This window comes from Pseudomonas macauensis, from assembly GCF_047902425.1.
Taxonomy (GTDB): Bacteria; Pseudomonadota; Gammaproteobacteria; order Pseudomonadales; family Pseudomonadaceae; genus Pseudomonas.
Genome location: NZ_CP138377.1, coordinates 3523959 through 3538814, shown reverse-complemented (window position 1 = coordinate 3538814; position 14856 = coordinate 3523959). Strand labels below are relative to the sequence as shown.

Sequence of the window (14856 nt, the reverse complement as noted above, 5' to 3'; positions counted from 1 at the left end):
CCGAGCGAGTGGAGGTCCGTTAGCCCCCTAAGAGAAGTGTTCGATATTCGCACCAATAGTCGATTATCGCATTGTTCGCCCATCCCCCCGACGGTAGTGTTTTCCCATCGGCACAGACCACCAGAACGAGACCGAAAATGGCTGAACTCCTGACTCTCCGCGAAGCGGTCGAGCGCTTCGTCCACGATGGCGACACCGTTGCCCTCGAAGGCTTCACCCACCTGATCCCCACCGCCGCCTCCCACGAGCTGATCCGCCAGGGCAAGAAAGACCTGCACCTGGTGCGCATGACGCCCGACCTGGTCTACGACCTGCTGATCGGCGCCGGCTGCGTGCGCAAGCTGACCTTCTCCTGGGGCGGCAACCCCGGCGTCGGTTCGCTGCATCGCCTGCGTGACGCGGTGGAGAAGGGCTGGCCGCGCGAGCTTGAGATCGACGAGCACAGCCACGCCGACCTCGCCAACTCCTACGTCGCCGGCGCCTCGGGCCTGCCGTTCGCCGTGCTGCGCGCCTACGCCGGCTCCGACCTGCCGAAGGTCAACCCGAACATCAAGTTCATCAACTGTCCGTTCACCGGCGAGCAACTGGCCGCGGTGCCTTCGGTGCGCCCGGACGTCACCGTGATCCACGCGCAGAAGGCCGACCGCAAGGGCAATGTGCTGCTGTGGGGCATCCTCGGCGTGCAGAAGGAAGCCGCCCTGGCCGCCAAGCGCTGCATCGTCACCGTGGAAGAAATCGTCGACGACCTCAACGCGCCGATGAACGCCTGCGTGTTGCCGACCTGGGCGCTGTCCGCCGTCTGCCTGGTGCCCGGTGGTTCGCATCCGTCCTACGCCCATGGCTACTCCGAGCGCGACAACCGCTTCTACCAGGCCTGGGACCCGATCGCCCGCGACCGCGACACCTTCAACGCCTGGATCGATACCTACATCCGCGGCACGAAAGATTTCAGCGAGTTCCGAGCCAAACTCGCGGAGGGCAAATAATGAGCGCCTACAGCACCAATGAAATGATGACCGTGGCCGCCGCCCGCCGCCTGAAGAACGGCGCGGTCTGCTTCGTCGGCATCGGCCTGCCGTCCAAGGCCGCCAACCTCGCGCGCCTGACCGCATCGCCTGACGTGGTCCTGATCTACGAATCCGGCCCCATCGGCGCCAAGCCCAGCGTGCTGCCGCTGTCCATCGGTGACGGCGAGCTGGCCGAAACCGCCGACACCGTGGTGCCCACCGGTGAGATCTTCCGCTACTGGCTGCAGGGCGGACGCATCGACGTCGGCTTCCTCGGCGCCGCCCAGGTCGACCGCTTCGGCAACATCAACACCACCGTCATCGGCGACTACCACAAGCCGAAAGTTCGCCTGCCCGGCGCCGGCGGCGCGCCGGAGATCGCCGGTTCCGCCAAGGAAGTGCTGATCATCCTCAAGCAGTCCCACCGCACCTTCGTCGACAAGCTGGCCTTCATCACCTCGGTTGGCTTCGGCGAGGGCGGCGACCACCGCCAGCAGCTTGGCCTGCCGGGCAAGGGCCCGGTGGCGATCATCACCGACCTCTGCATCATGGAGCCGGAAGCCGGCAGCAACGAATTCATCGTCACCTCGCTGCACCCGGGCGTGACCCGCGAGCAGGTGATCGAGAACACCGGCTGGGCGATCCGCTTTGCCGAGCAGGTGGCCGAGACCGTCGCACCGACCGACGTCGAGCTCGAAGCCCTGCGCGCCCTGGAAGCTCGCACCGCGGCCGCCCACGGCCAATTGGGAGGTGAGGAATGAGCCGCGACGTCTTCATCTGCGATGCCGTACGTACGCCCATCGGCCGCTTCGGCGGCTCGCTCTCCGGCGTACGTGCCGATGACCTCGCCGCCGTGCCGGTGAAGGCACTGGTGGAGCGCAACCCGCAGGTCGACTGGGCTGCGCTGGACGAGGTCTACCTCGGCTGCGCCAACCAGGCTGGCGAGGACAACCGCAACGTGGCACGCATGGCGCTGCTGCTGGCGGGCCTGCCGGAAAGCGTGCCGGGTGTGACCCTCAACCGCCTCTGCGCCTCGGGCCTGGACGCGGTAGGCACCGCCTTCCGCGCCATCGCCAGCGGCGAGGCCGAGCTGGTCATCGCCGGCGGCGTCGAGTCCATGTCCCGCGCGCCCTACGTGATGGGCAAGGCCGACAGCGCCTTTGGCCGCGGCCAGAAGATCGAGGACACCACCATCGGCTGGCGCTTCATCAATCCGCTGATGAAAGCCCAGTACGGTGTGGATGCCATGCCGCAGACCGCCGACAACGTGGCCGACGACTACCAGGTCAATCGTGCCGACCAGGACGCCTTCTCCCTGCGCAGCCAGCAGCGCGCTGGCGTCGCCCAGGCTTCCGGTTACTTCGCCGAGGAAATCGTCCCGGTGGTGATCAAGGGGCGCAAGGGCGAGACCGTTGTCGATACCGACGAACACCCGCGCCCGGACACCACGCTGGAAGCGCTGGCCAAGCTGAAGCCGGTCAACGGCGAAGGCAAGACCGTCACCGCCGGCAACGCTTCGGGCGTGAATGACGGCGCTGTCGCGCTGATCCTCGCCAGCGCCGAAGCCGTGAAGAAGCACGGTCTGACGCCGCGCGCGAAAGTGCTCGGCATGGCCAGCGCCGGCGTCGCCCCGCGCGTGATGGGCATCGGCCCGGTCCCGGCGGTACGCAAGCTGCTGGAGCGCCTGAACCTGTCGGTCGATCAGTTCGACGTCATCGAGCTGAACGAAGCCTTCGCCGCACAGGGCCTGGCGGTGACCCGCGAACTCGGCATCGCCGATGACGACGCGCGGGTGAACCCCAACGGCGGCGCCATCGCCCTCGGCCATCCGCTGGGTGCCAGCGGCGCGCGCCTGGTGCTGACGGCCGTGCACCAGTTGCAGAAGACTGGCGGTAAGTTCGGCCTGTGCACCATGTGCGTGGGCGTAGGGCAGGGTGTGGCGCTGGTCGTCGAGCGCGTATAGCTCCTACAGGTTCACCTCCGGCCGTCCCTGCGCTGAATTATCTTGCTGCAGCAGACGGCTCCCTCTCCCTCTGGGAGAGGGCTGGGGTGAGGGCCGTCCAACACGCCATACTGTCCCGACCAAGCCGCCGATCTCCGGAGCCGCCCAGTGAGCACCAACCACCTGTTCGACGCCTACTTCACCCAGCCCGCCATGCGCGCGATCTTCAGCGACCACGGCCGGGTGCAGGGCATGCTCGACTTCGAGGCCGCGCTGGCCCGTGCCGAGGCCCGTGTCGGTGTGATACCGGCCAGCGCCGTGGCGCCCATCGCCGCCGCCTGCCGAGCCGAACTCTACGATTTCGACGCCCTGGCCGAGGCCATCTGCAGCGCCGGCAATTCCGCGATTCCGCTGGTGAAGGCGCTGGGCAAGCGCATCGCTAGCGAAGACGCCGAAGCCGAGCGCTACGTCCATCTGGGCGCCACCAGCCAGGACGCGATGGACAGCGGATTGGTCCTGCAACTGCGCGCCGCCATCGAAGTGCTGGAAAGCGACCTCGCCCAGTTGGCCGATGCACTCGCCACCCAAGCCAAAGCCCACGCCGGCACGCCCATGGTCGGCCGCACCTGGCTACAGCACGCCACGCCCGTCACCCTCGGCATGAAGATCGCCGGCTGGCTGGGCGCGATCACCCGTCATCGCCAGCGTCTGAACGAACTCAAGCCGCGCCTGCTATGCCTGCAATTCGGCGGCGCCTCCGGCAGCCTTGCCGCGCTCGGCGACCAGGGCTTCGCCGTGGCCGAAGCGCTGGCGCAGGAGCTGAACCTGCAACTGCCCGAGCAACCCTGGCACACCCAGCGCGACCGCCTGGTGGAGTTCGCCAGCCTGCTCGGCCTGATCGCCGGCAGCCTCGGCAAGCTGGGCCGCGACCTCAGCCTGCTGATGCAGACCGAGGCCGGCGAAGTCTTCGAGCCTTCCGCACCGGGCAAGGGTGGTTCGTCCACCATGCCGCACAAGCGCAATCCGGTGGGTGCCGCCGTGCTGATCGGCGCAGCCACCCGCGCGCCGGGACTGGTCGCGACCCTGTTCTCCGCGATGCCCCAGGAACATGAGCGCAGCCTCGGCCTGTGGCACGCCGAATGGGAAAGCCTGCCGGAGCTGTGCTGCTTAGTATCCGGCGCGCTGCAACAGGCGCTGGTGCTGGTGCCGGGGCTGGAAGTGGATGCCCAGCGCATGCTGGAGAACCTCGACCTCACTCGCGGGCTGGTGCTCGCCGAAGCTGTGAGCATCGCCCTGGCCCAGCGCATCGGCCGCGACGCCGCGCACCATCTGGTGGAGCAATGCTGCAAGCAGGCGGTGAAGGAGGTCGCGCACCTGCGCGAGGTGCTCGGCGCCAACGCAGAGGTTGCCGCTCAGTTCGATGTCGAGGAACTGGATCGCCTGCTCGATCCCGCCCATTACCTGGGCCAGGCGCGCCGCTGGGTCGAGCGCGCGCTGGCCGAACATAACCAAGTTTTGCGATAGGAGCCTTTGCATGCCTGCCGTACGTCTCGCCGATGGCGACCTGAATTACCTGCTTGAAGGACCCGCCGGCGCTCCGGTGCTGGTGCTCTCCAACTCCCTGGGCACCGACCTGCACATGTGGGACGCGCAGATCCCGGCCTTCACCGAACACTTCCGTGTGCTGCGCTATGACACCCGCGGCCACGGCGCCTCGCTGGTCACCCCCGGCCCCTACAGCATCGAGCAGAACGGCCGCGACGTGCTGGCCCTGCTGGATGCGCTGGATATCCCGCGCGCGCATTTCTGCGGCCTGTCCATGGGCGGCCTGATCGGCCAGTGGCTGGGCATCCATGCGCCGGAGCGCCTCTCGCGCCTGGTGCTGTGCAACACCGCCGCCAAGATCGGCACCCCGGAAGTCTGGAACCCGCGCATCGAAACCGTGCTCAGCGGCGGTGCCGAGGCCATGCGCAACCTGCGCGATGCGTCGATCTCGCGCTGGTTCACCGCTGACTTTGCGGAAGGCCAGCCGGGCAAGGTCGCGCCCATTGTCGGCATGCTGGCGCAGACTTCGCCGGAAGGTTACGCCGCCAACTGCGCGGCCGTTCGCGATGCTGATTTCCGTGGTGAGATCGGTGCGATCACCGCGCCGACCCTGGTGGTCTGCGGCGCCGCCGACCCGGTGACCACTACCGAGGACGGCCGCTTCCTGCAGGCGCGCATTCCCGGTGCGGAACTGGTGGAGCTGCGCGCCGCGCACCTGTCCAACGTGCAGGCCGGCGATGCCTTCAGCCAGCGCGTGCTGACTTTCCTGCGCGCCTGAACGCTTTGTGTGTAGGAGCGAGCTTGCTCGCGAACCTGGCCCGGCAGCCGGGTTCGTTCGCGAGCAAGCTCGCTCCTACAAGGTTCCGATTTGGAGTTTGAGATGGACGAAAAAGAACGCTACGAAGCCGGCATGCAGGTCCGCCGCGCGGTGCTGGGCGATGCCCACGTCGACCGCAGCCTGCAGAATCGCACTGCCTTCAACGAGGAATTCCAGGAAATGATCACCCGCCACGCCTGGGGTGATATCTGGACCCGCCCCGGCCTGCCGCGCCATACCCGCAGCCTGATCACCATCGCCATGCTCATCGGCATGAACCGCGAAGGCGAACTCAAGCTGCACCTGCGTGCTGCGCGCAACAACGGCGTGAGTCGCGAGGAGATCAAGGAAGTGCTGCTGCAGAGTGCAATCTACTGCGGCATCCCGGCCGCCAATGCCACTTTCCACCTCGCCGAGGCGGTATGGGACGAGCTGGGCACCGAGTCGCTGGACGACGCCTGACGTCCGCGCAGGCGCCGCCCGGACCACGCATTCGGGCGGCGCTGTTCCCGTATGGCGTATAACGCTCCGCGTTATACGCCGATTGGCCTTGATCCTGTCTCGCTCAAGGTTGAGCTGGGGGCCATTGGCCAAGCTCGACCATGAAGTGAGCGATGAGACAGGTGTATCGGCGTACAACCGCGAACGGTTGTACGCCCTACGATTGGCCTGGATGAAGTCCTCTAGCTGTCCAACTCCTTCCGATCCCTGAACAGCTCCAGCGCCTGCGGATTGGCCAGCGCATCGGTGTTCTTCACCGGTCGGCCGTGCACCACGTTGCGCACCGCCAGTTCGACGATCTTGCCGCTCAACGTGCGCGGAATGTCCGTCACTTCCAGAATCTTTGCCGGCACATGGCGCGGCGTGGTGTTGGCGCGGATGGTCTGGCGGATGCGTTCCTGCAAGGCATCGTCCAGCACGACGCCTTCGCGCAGGCGCACGAACAGCACCACGCGCACGTCGCCCTGCCAGTCCTGGCCGATGGCGATGGACTCCAGCACCTGCTCGATCTTCTCCACCTGGCGGTAGATTTCCGCGGTGCCGATGCGCACGCCGCCGGGGTTGAGCACGGCATCCGAGCGGCCGTGGATCACCAGGCCGCCGTGCTCGGTTTCCTCGGCATAGTCGCCGTGGGCCCAGACGCCGGGGAAGGTGGCGAAGTAGGCATCGAGGAACTTCTCGTTGTTCTCGTCGTTCCAGAAGCCCACCGGGATCGACGGGAAGTGCCGCACGCAGACCAGCTCGCCTTTCTCGCCTCGCACCGGCCTGCCGGCGTCATCCCAGACCTCGACCGCCATCCCAAGCCCCTTGCACTGCAGTTCGCCACGCCACACCGGCGCGGCGGGGTTGCCCAGGGCGAAGCAGGAGACGATGTCGGTGCCACCGGAAATCGACGACAGGCAGAGGTCGGGTTTGATGTCGCGATAGACGTAGTCGAAGCTCTCGTGGGCCAGGGGCGAACCGGTGGAGAGAATGGCTTTCAGGCGCTCCAGCGAATGGGTCTGGCGCGGCCGCACGTTGGCTTTTTCCAGCGCGGCGATGTACTTGGCGCTGGTGCCGAAGACGCTGATGCCCTCGGCATCGATCAGGTCGATCAGCCGCTCCGGGCCGGGGTGGAAGGGCGAGCCATCGTAGAGCACCAGGCTTGCGCCCTGGGCCAGGCCCGAGACCAGCCAGTTCCACATCATCCAGCCGCAGGTGGTGTAGTAGAACAGCGTGTCGTTCGCTCCCAGGTCGGCGTGCAGGCCGTGTTCCTTCAGGTGCTGCAGCAGCACGCCGCCGGTGCCGTGGACAATGCACTTGGGCACGCCGGTGGTACCGGAGGAGTACAGGATGTACAGCGGGTGGTCGAAGGGCACCGGGGTGAACACGGGTTCGCCGCCGGGTTGGTAGAAGTCCTGCCAGAGGTCGACCCGGGCCAGGGTCAGATAGTCGCCCGGCCGCGCGTCGGGGCGGGCGTAGGGGACGATCACCAGCTGTTCCAGGCTGTGCAGCTGGGCGAGGATTTCGTTGAGCTTGGCGGTCAGGTCCAGGGTCTTGCCGGCGTAGCGGTAACCGGCACAGGCGATCAGCACCTTGGGTTCGATCTGGCCGAAGCGGTCGATGACCCCCTGGGTGCCGAAGTCCGGCGAGCAGCTCGACCAGGTGGCGCCCAGGCTGGTGGTGGCGAGCATGCCGACCACCGTCTGCCAGGTGTTGGGCATGAAGGCCGCGACACGGTCGCCGACGCCCACGCCGGCCTCGCGCAGGGCCAGCTGCAGGCCGGCGACCTGGGCGGCCAGGTCGGCATGGCTGAGCACCTCGCGCTGTTCGTCCTCGCTGATGGCGATCAGCGCGGGGTGATGATCGCGGCGGCGCAGCAGGTGTTCGGCGAAGTTCAGCGTGGCGCCGGGGAACCAGTGCGCATCGGGCATCTCCGGACCTTCTTCGAGCACTGCGCTGGGCGCTTCGTGGAACTGCACGCCGAAAGTATCGACGATGGCCAGCCAGAACGCCTCGCGCTCGGTGATGCTCCAGGCATGCAGGGCGCCGTAGTCGGGAAGGTCCAGCCCGTGCTCCTGCGCCACCTTGCGTCGGAAGGCGTCCATGCGGGTGGCGGCGATGCGTTCGGGGGAGGGGCTCCAGAGCGCCTGGTTCATCGACTACGACTCCAGCTGGTTCTTGTGGGCGAAGGGCACCGCCGACGGACGGTGCCTACGCATCATGTCACGAAGCGCCGTAGGAACCCTCAGGTCATTGCGCGATCCAGCCACCATCCATGTTCCAGGCTGCGCCCCGGACCTGCGCGGCGGCCTCACTACACAAGAATAGTGCCAGTTCGCCGAGCTGGTCGGCGGTGACGAACTCCAGCGACGGCTGCTTTTCCGCCAGCAGGTCGTGGCGCGCCTGCTCCGGGCTGGCGCCGGCGGCGAGGCGCGCATCGATCTGCTGTTGGACGAGCGGCGTCAGCACCCAGCCGGGGCAGATGGCGTTGCAGGTGATGGCCGTAGTGGCGGTTTCCAGGGCGGTGGTCTTGGTCAGCCCGATCACCCCGTGCTTGGCGGCCACGTAGGCGCTCTTGCCGGCGGAGGCGACCAGGCCGTGGGTCGAGGCGATGTTGAGGATGCGTCCCCAGCCGCGCTGGCGCATGCCCGGCAGCGCCAGGCGCGTGGTGTGGAACACCGAGGAGAGGTTGATGGCGATGATCGCGTTCCAGCGTTCCACGGGGAAGTCCTCCAGCGCCGCGACGTGCTGGATGCCGGCGTTGTTGACCAGGATGTCGAGGCCGCCGAAGTCGCGCTCGACGTAGGCGATCATCTCGGCGATCTGTTCCGGCAGCGCCATGTCCGCGCCGTGGTGGCCGATGCGCGTGCCGTGTACCGACAGTTCGCGCACGGCCGCGTCGATGTCGCCAAAGCCGTTGACCACCACGTTGGCGCCCGCCTGCGCGAGCCGCGCGGCGATGCCCAGTCCGATGCCGCTGGTGGAGCCGGTGACCAGTGCGGTCTTGCCCTTGAGTGTCATGCAAATCTCCTCTGGAACGGGTTGCTCGCATTGCTGCGACTATCAATTCATAGGGCTGCCCAGAATTCGTTTGTGGCCTTGCGAGCTAGAGCAGAACAAGGAAAAAGCAGGCGAGGACGCGGAGTTGACGTGTAGTCAATGAGCAGTCATCGCCTGCTTTTGACGCAGTTATGCCGACGCGCAGCTAGCCACAAGCGGATTCTCAGACGATCCCGGTGGCGTAGAAGGTGCTTATCACCACGAACACCGCGAGGGTCTTGATCAGGGTGATGGCGAAGATGTCCTTGTAGGCTTCGCGGTGGGTCAGGCCGGTGACCGCGAGCAGGGTGATCACCGCGCCGTTGTGCGGCAAGGTGTCCATGCCGCCGGAGGCCATGGCGGCGACCCGATGCAGCACTTCCAACGGGATGTTGGCGGCGTGGGCGGCGGCGATGAACTGCTCGGACATGGCGGCCAGGGCGATGCTCATGCCGCCCGACGCCGAGCCGGTGATGCCGGCCAGGCTGGTGACGGTAATCGCTTCGTTGACCAGCGGATCGGGGATTTTCTTCAGCGCATCGGCCAGCACCAGGAAGCCCGGCAGCGAGGCGATGACCGCGCCGAAGCCGTATTCCGACGCCGTGTTCATGGCCGCCAGCAGTGCGCCGGACACGGCGGTCTTGCTGCCCTCGGCAATCTTGCTGCGAATCACCGCGAAGCTGCTCACCAGCACCAGCAGGATGCCCAGCAGCAGCGCCGCCTGGACCGCCCAGATGCCGGTCAGCTTGGCCACGTCGCTGGCCACCGGCGCGGCCATGCCGGCCAGTTGCAGGCTGTGGGTCTTGCCGTAGACCTGGGGAATCCAGTGGGTGAACAGCAGGTTGGCGACGCCCACCAGCACCAGTGGCGAGAGCGCCAGCAGTGGGTTGGGCAGCTTGATGTCGTCGGCGGTTTCCGGCTCGTTGCGCAGCTCGGTGCCGTAACCTTCGCCGGCGGCGCGCGCCTTGCCTGCCTGGCGGCGCAGGAACAGCATGCCCACGGTGAAGACGAACAGGCTGCCGATCAGCCCCAGCCAGGGCGCGGCCCAGCCGGTGGTGTTGAAGAAGGCAGTGGGGATGATGTTCTGGATCTGCGGGGTGCCGGGCAGGGCGTCCATGGTGAAGCTGAACGCACCCAGGGCGATGGTCGCCGGGATCAGCCGCTTGGGAATGTCGCTCTGGCGGAACATCTCGGCAGCGAAGGGGTAAACCGCGAACACCACCACGAACAGCGACACGCCGCCGTAGGTGAGCAGGGCGCAGACCAGCACGATCACCAGCATTGCCTGGCTGGTGCCGAGCAGGCGGATGGCGGCGGCGACGATGGAGCGCGAGAAGCCCGACAGCTCGATGAGCTTGCCGAACACCGCGCCGAGCAGGAACACCGGGAAGTAGAGTTTGACGAAGCCGACCATCTTCTCCATGAACACGCCGGTGAAGGCCGGCGCCACGGCGGACGGGTCGGTCAGCAGCACTGCCAGCAGCGCGGCGATGGGGGCGAAGAGGATCACGCTGTAGCCGCGGTAGGCCGCGAGCATCAGCAGGGCAAGGGCCGCGAGGGCGATGACCACGCTCATCGAAGTATCTCCAGTTGTCGCGCGGCTCCGAGCCGCGCGTCATTCTTGTTGTAGTGGGATTGCCTGACGATCAGATGATCACCACAGCGGCAGCACGTAGCTGAGGATCAGGCGGTTCTCGTCCAGGTCGTTGCCGAAATGGCTGGAACGCACCGTCGCGTTGCGCCACTTCACCCCGACGTTCTTCAGCGGGCCGCTCTGCACCACGTAGCCGATGTCGGTGTCGCGCTCCCATTCCCCGCCTTCGGGCCTGTTCGCGCCCAGGTCGATGTTGTCGCCGGACAGGTAGCGCGTCATGAAGGTCAGGCCGGGAATGCCGAGGGCGGCGAAGTCGTAGTCGTAGCGGGCCTGCCAGGACTTCTCGTCGCGGTTGGCGAAGTCGCCGATCTGCACGAAGTTGACCAGGAAGGCATCGGTGCCGCCGATGTAGGCGAAGCCGGTGTCGCCGCTCATCGATTGGTAGCCGGCGCCGAAGCCGTGGCCGCCGAGGGTGTAGGTGAGCATGGCGCCGAAGGCGCGGTTGTCGACGTTGCTGTGGCCGTCTTCGTCCGAGCGGGCGTAGCGCAGGTCGGTCTTCAGCGCCTGGCCGGCGGCGATGGGCAACACGTGCACCAGGTTGACGATGTGCTGGTCGTAGAGCCCGTCGAGCTTGGCGTAGCTGTAGCCGGTGGTCAGCTGCGGCGTCCACTTGTAGCTCAGGCCGGCGAAGTCGAACTGGTCGCTGGTGTCGGTGGCGACGATGCCGCGCGCGCTGCCGCTGGTAACGGTCATGTCCTCGCGGTTGGACGAGTCGCGCTGGCTCACCTGGCGCAGGCGGCCGCCGTCGAAGGTCAGGCCGGCGAACTCGGTGGAGTTCAGGTGGGCGCCTTCGAAGGTCTGCGGCAGCAGGCGCGAATCGTTGGCCAGCACGGTGGGCAGCTTCGGCAGCAGGGTGCCGATCTTCAGCGTGCTTTTCGAGGCGCGCAGCTTGGCGGTCAGGCCCAGTTCGCTGTAGTCATCGGGCGCGCCGTTGACCTTCTCCTTATCCCGCGGCAGCAGGCCGGAGCCGGCACGGTCGGGGCTGGAGTCGAGCTTCACGCCCAGCAGGCCGAGGGCGTCTACGCCCACGCCGATGGTGCCTTCGGTGTAGCCGGATTCGTAGCGCAGCAGGAAGCCCTGCGCCCACTCTTCCTGCTTGGATTGCGCGGCGTTGTCCTGGCGGAAATCGCGGTTGAAGTAGAAGTTGCGCAGCTCGACGCTGGCCTTGCTGCCTGCTAGAAATTCGGCGAAGGCCTGGGGCGAGAGGGCAAGGGTGGAACCGAGGGCGGTCAGAATGGCGGCATGATTGAGCGTGGAACGGCTCATCGGGTGATCTCCTGACGCGGCGCCGTGTGCGAAGCGGGACTGGCCGTGGTGTCCGCTGGGGTGTGTTCGCGTTCGGGCAGCGCTGATTGTTGTTATGTCGGCTGTGCGGCGCGAGGGCCGCGAGAGGCGACATAGCCAGGACCGTGCCAGGATTGTAACTATTTGATTTGTAAGTCTTATTTTGAGATTTTCATGAGTGGGGATAAACGGTTTGTCTCTAGTTGGAGACAAGGCGGCGGATTGAATCGCCTGGGGGCTTTCAATCAAGAGTTCTGAGTGATTGTCTCTTTTTTGAGACTCGTCTCTTTTTCAGGATTGAAGACCCAGCGCCGCCATCTTCTTGTAGAGCGTCGAGCGCCCCAGTCCCAGGCGTTGCGCGGCTGCATCGACGTTGCCGGCATGTTCGGCCAGGGTATTGGCGATGAGTTCACGCTCGAAGGCGTCCCGCGCGGCGTAGAAATCCTGTCCTTCGGCCAGCTTGGCTGCTGGCGCCGTCGAGGTGGCCGGCAGCGGTTGCAGTTCGCCCAGCGCCGAGCGCAGGGCGGCGGCGTCGATCTGCGGGCGGTCGCCCAGCAGCACGGTGCGCTCCAGCAGGTTGCGCAGCTCGCGCACGTTGCCTGGCCAGGCGTGCCGGGCGAGCAGGGCGAGGCCGCCGGCGTCCAGCTCGTAAAGTGTCTGGCGGTCGTCGCGCAGGCCATCGAGGATGGCTTCGCACAGTGCCGGCAAATCCTCCAGGCGCTCGCGCAGCGGCGGGATCTCGATCGGCAGGACGTTGATGCGGTAGAACAGGTCGGCGCGGAATCGCCCCTCGCGCACGGCGGCGTCGAGGTCGATGGAGGTGGCGGCGATCAGGCGGATGTCGCTGCGCAGCACCTCGTTGGAGCCCACCGGCTCGAATTCCTTTTCCTGCAGCACGCGCAGCAGCTTGCTCTGCAGGGTCAGCGGCATATCGCCGATCTCGTCGAGGAACAGCGTGCCGCCCTGGGCTATCTGCAACTTGCCGGCGCGGCCCTTGCGGTCGGCGCCGGTGAAGGCGCCCGGCGCGGTGCCGAAGAATTCGGCCTCCAGCAAGGTCTCGGGAATGGCGGCGGCGTTGAGGCTGACGAAGGGTTTGTCGGCGCGCGGCGAGGTCGCGTGGATGGCGTGGGCGAGCAGTTCCTTGCCGGTACCTGTCTCGCCCAGCAACAGGATCGGCGCCTCGCTGGCCGCGCCACGGCGGGCGCGGCGTTTTACTTCCAGGCTGGCCGGGCTGGTGCCGATGAAATGGCCGAAGCTGTATTTGGCCTGGCGCGCCTGCAGCAGCGAACGGGTCGAGGCCAGTTCGGCCTGCATGCGTTGGTAGCGGGTGAGCAGCGGCGACAGCGCGCGCAGTTCGTCGAACAGGGCGAAGCCGATGCCGCCGATGACAACGCCGGAGTCATCGCGGATCGGCACGCGCATGACCACCAGCGGGTCCTTGGCCATGTCGAGAATGTCCAGCAGCATCGGCCGGCCGCTGCTGACCACTTCGCGCATCAGGCTGCCGGGGATCACTTGTTCCACCGGGCGGCCGATGGCCTGCTCGGCGCGGTCCAGGCCGAAGCGCTGGGCGTAGCGCTGGTTGATCCAGACGATGCGCGCCTCGCGGTCGACGATCACCGTGCCTTCGCTGAACTGCTCGAAGATCTCGAACAGCGAGCGGATCGCCAGTTGGCGAACGCTGGGGTAGTCCTTGAGGCTGTCGGTATCGGTCATGGGCGGGCCGTGCGCGGGGAGGGCAGAGGGCGCACTGTACCGGGATGTGAGGGCTCTTTGTAGGACCGAGGGGGACGCCTGGAACTTGCTCGCGAACAGGCTCCGCAGCCGGGGCGGTTCGCGAGCAAGCTCGCTCCTACAGGTCGGGTTCACCGTCAGCCGGTAGGGCGCATAACGCCACAGGCGTTGTGCGCCGATGGCCTGGCGGCGGAAAGCGTTCCGCCTTATGCGCCCTACGGTCTGTGTGTGGCTTCTGAAATCCGTGCCTGTGCTTTCCCTCACCCTAACCCTCTCCCAAGGGGAGAGGGGACCGTTCGGTTCAGGATGAAGCTACTGTGTCAGCCGGCACAATCAGCCCCCTCTCCCTCTGGGAGAGGGTTGGGGTGAGGGCCGCTCCGAGCGCACTTGTATCGGGCAGGTACAGGCATGCTTTAGCGCTTGGACAACTGCGCCTTGGCCACACGCGAGCCGTTGGGCTTGTCGAGCACGGCGCAGATGCGCGCGCCGGCGTCGATCAGCTTGTCGAGGTCGATGCCGGTGTGGATGCCCAGGCCGTTGAGGAGGTAGAGCACGTCTTCGGTGGCGACGTTGCCGGTGGCGCCCTTGGCATAGGGGCAACCGCCCAGGCCTGCGACCGAGCTGTCGAACACCGCGATGCCTTCCAGCAGGCTGGCGTAGATGTTCGCGGTGGCCTGGCCGTAGGTGTCGTGGAAGTGCCCGGCCAGTTGCGCGCGGGGCACGCGTTGGCCGACGACTTCGAACATGCGGCGGGTGGCGCCGGCGGTGCCGACGCCGATGGTGTCGCCCAGGGAGACTTCATAGCAGCCCATGGCGTGCAGTTCCTCGGCGACGGCGGCGACCTGCGCCACGTCCACCTCGCCCTGGTACGGGCAGCCGAGCACGCAGGAGACGTAGCCGCGCACGCGCACGCCGTGCTGGCGCGCCGCTTCCATCACCGGGATGAAGCGTTCCAGGCTCTCCTTGATCGAGCAGTTGATGTTCTTCTGCGAGAAGGCCTCGGAGGCGGCGGCGAACACCGCGACTTCCTTGACCTGGGATTCCAGCGCGGCCTCGAAGCCCTTCAGGTTCGGCGCCAGGGCGGCGTAGGTGACGCCAGCTTTCTGCTGGATGCCGGCGAAGACTTCCGCCGAGCCGGCCATCTGCGGCACCCACTTGGGCGAGACGAAGCTGCCGACTTCGATGTAGGTGAGGCCAGCGGCGGTGAGGTCGTCCACCAGGCGTACCTTGTCGGCGACGGCGATGGGTTGCTTCTCGTTCTGCAGGCCGTCGCGCGGGCCGACTTCGACCAGGCGGACGGATTGGGGCAGGGTCATTTGCGGTCCTCGTAGTGTTCCATGGAGGAGGGTGC

The 14856-nt window shown here is 66.8% G+C and carries 12 protein-coding genes; 6 read left to right on the top strand and 6 right to left on the bottom strand.

Annotated elements, in window-relative coordinates:
- The first annotated feature begins 137 nt into the window (after window positions 1-137).
- The 6 genes from SD196_RS16135 to pcaC all read left to right on the top strand — a co-directional run bounded on the left by SD196_RS16135 (window position 138) and on the right by pcaC (window position 5773).
- On the top strand, window positions 138-986 hold the full coding sequence (locus SD196_RS16135) for a CoA transferase subunit A (protein WP_275611481.1): 849 nt from the start codon (window positions 138-140) through the stop codon (window positions 984-986).
- Entirely contained in the window at window positions 986-1768 is a 783-nt protein-coding gene (locus tag SD196_RS16130) for a CoA-transferase subunit beta (protein ID WP_416310421.1), read from the top strand. The genes SD196_RS16135 and SD196_RS16130 overlap by 1 nt, the downstream gene beginning before the upstream one ends.
- Window positions 1765-2970, top strand: a complete 1206-nt coding sequence (gene pcaF, locus SD196_RS16125; RefSeq protein ID WP_275611483.1) for a 3-oxoadipyl-CoA thiolase — start codon at window positions 1765-1767, stop codon at window positions 2968-2970. The genes SD196_RS16130 and pcaF overlap by 4 nt, the downstream gene beginning before the upstream one ends.
- A gap of 192 nt (window positions 2971-3162) precedes the next feature.
- Window positions 3163-4473, top strand: coding sequence for a 3-carboxy-cis,cis-muconate cycloisomerase (locus tag SD196_RS16120; RefSeq protein WP_416311750.1), 1311 nt, complete (start codon window positions 3163-3165; stop codon window positions 4471-4473).
- Window positions 4474-4483: 10 nt separating this feature from the next.
- Complete coding sequence (gene pcaD, locus SD196_RS16115; protein ID WP_416310420.1) at window positions 4484-5272, top strand: 3-oxoadipate enol-lactonase; 789 nt, start codon at window positions 4484-4486, stop codon at window positions 5270-5272.
- Window positions 5273-5374: 102 nt separating this feature from the next.
- Window positions 5375-5773 carry a 4-carboxymuconolactone decarboxylase gene (pcaC, locus tag SD196_RS16110; RefSeq protein ID WP_370599529.1) on the top strand — a complete coding sequence of 133 codons (399 nt, stop codon included), beginning with the start codon at window positions 5375-5377 and terminating at the stop codon, window positions 5771-5773.
- 221 nt (window positions 5774-5994) lie between these two features.
- On the opposite strand, the gene SD196_RS16105 is transcribed toward pcaC, so the two are convergent.
- From SD196_RS16105 to SD196_RS16080, 6 genes are all read right to left on the bottom strand, one after another.
- The gene (locus SD196_RS16105) at window positions 5995-7950 is read right to left on the bottom strand and encodes an acetoacetate--CoA ligase (RefSeq protein ID WP_416310419.1); all 1956 of its coding nucleotides are present in this window, start codon (window positions 7948-7950) and stop codon (window positions 5995-5997) included.
- A 94-nt stretch (window positions 7951-8044) separates the two neighbouring features.
- Entirely contained in the window at window positions 8045-8815 is a 771-nt protein-coding gene (locus tag SD196_RS16100) for a 3-hydroxybutyrate dehydrogenase (RefSeq protein ID WP_416310418.1), read from the bottom strand.
- Between the two features lie 202 nt (window positions 8816-9017).
- The gene (locus SD196_RS16095) at window positions 9018-10409 is read right to left on the bottom strand and encodes a GntP family permease (RefSeq protein WP_331319770.1); all 1392 of its coding nucleotides are present in this window, start codon (window positions 10407-10409) and stop codon (window positions 9018-9020) included.
- A 78-nt stretch (window positions 10410-10487) separates the two neighbouring features.
- Complete coding sequence (locus SD196_RS16090) at window positions 10488-11753, bottom strand: OprD family porin (protein ID WP_416310417.1); 1266 nt, start codon at window positions 11751-11753, stop codon at window positions 10488-10490.
- 309 nt (window positions 11754-12062) lie between these two features.
- Entirely contained in the window at window positions 12063-13487 is a 1425-nt protein-coding gene (locus SD196_RS16085; RefSeq protein WP_416310416.1) for a sigma-54 interaction domain-containing protein, read from the bottom strand.
- Window positions 13488-13918: 431 nt separating this feature from the next.
- The gene (locus SD196_RS16080; protein ID WP_275611491.1) at window positions 13919-14821 is read right to left on the bottom strand and encodes a hydroxymethylglutaryl-CoA lyase; all 903 of its coding nucleotides are present in this window, start codon (window positions 14819-14821) and stop codon (window positions 13919-13921) included.
- Window positions 14822-14856: the final 35 nt, after the last annotated feature.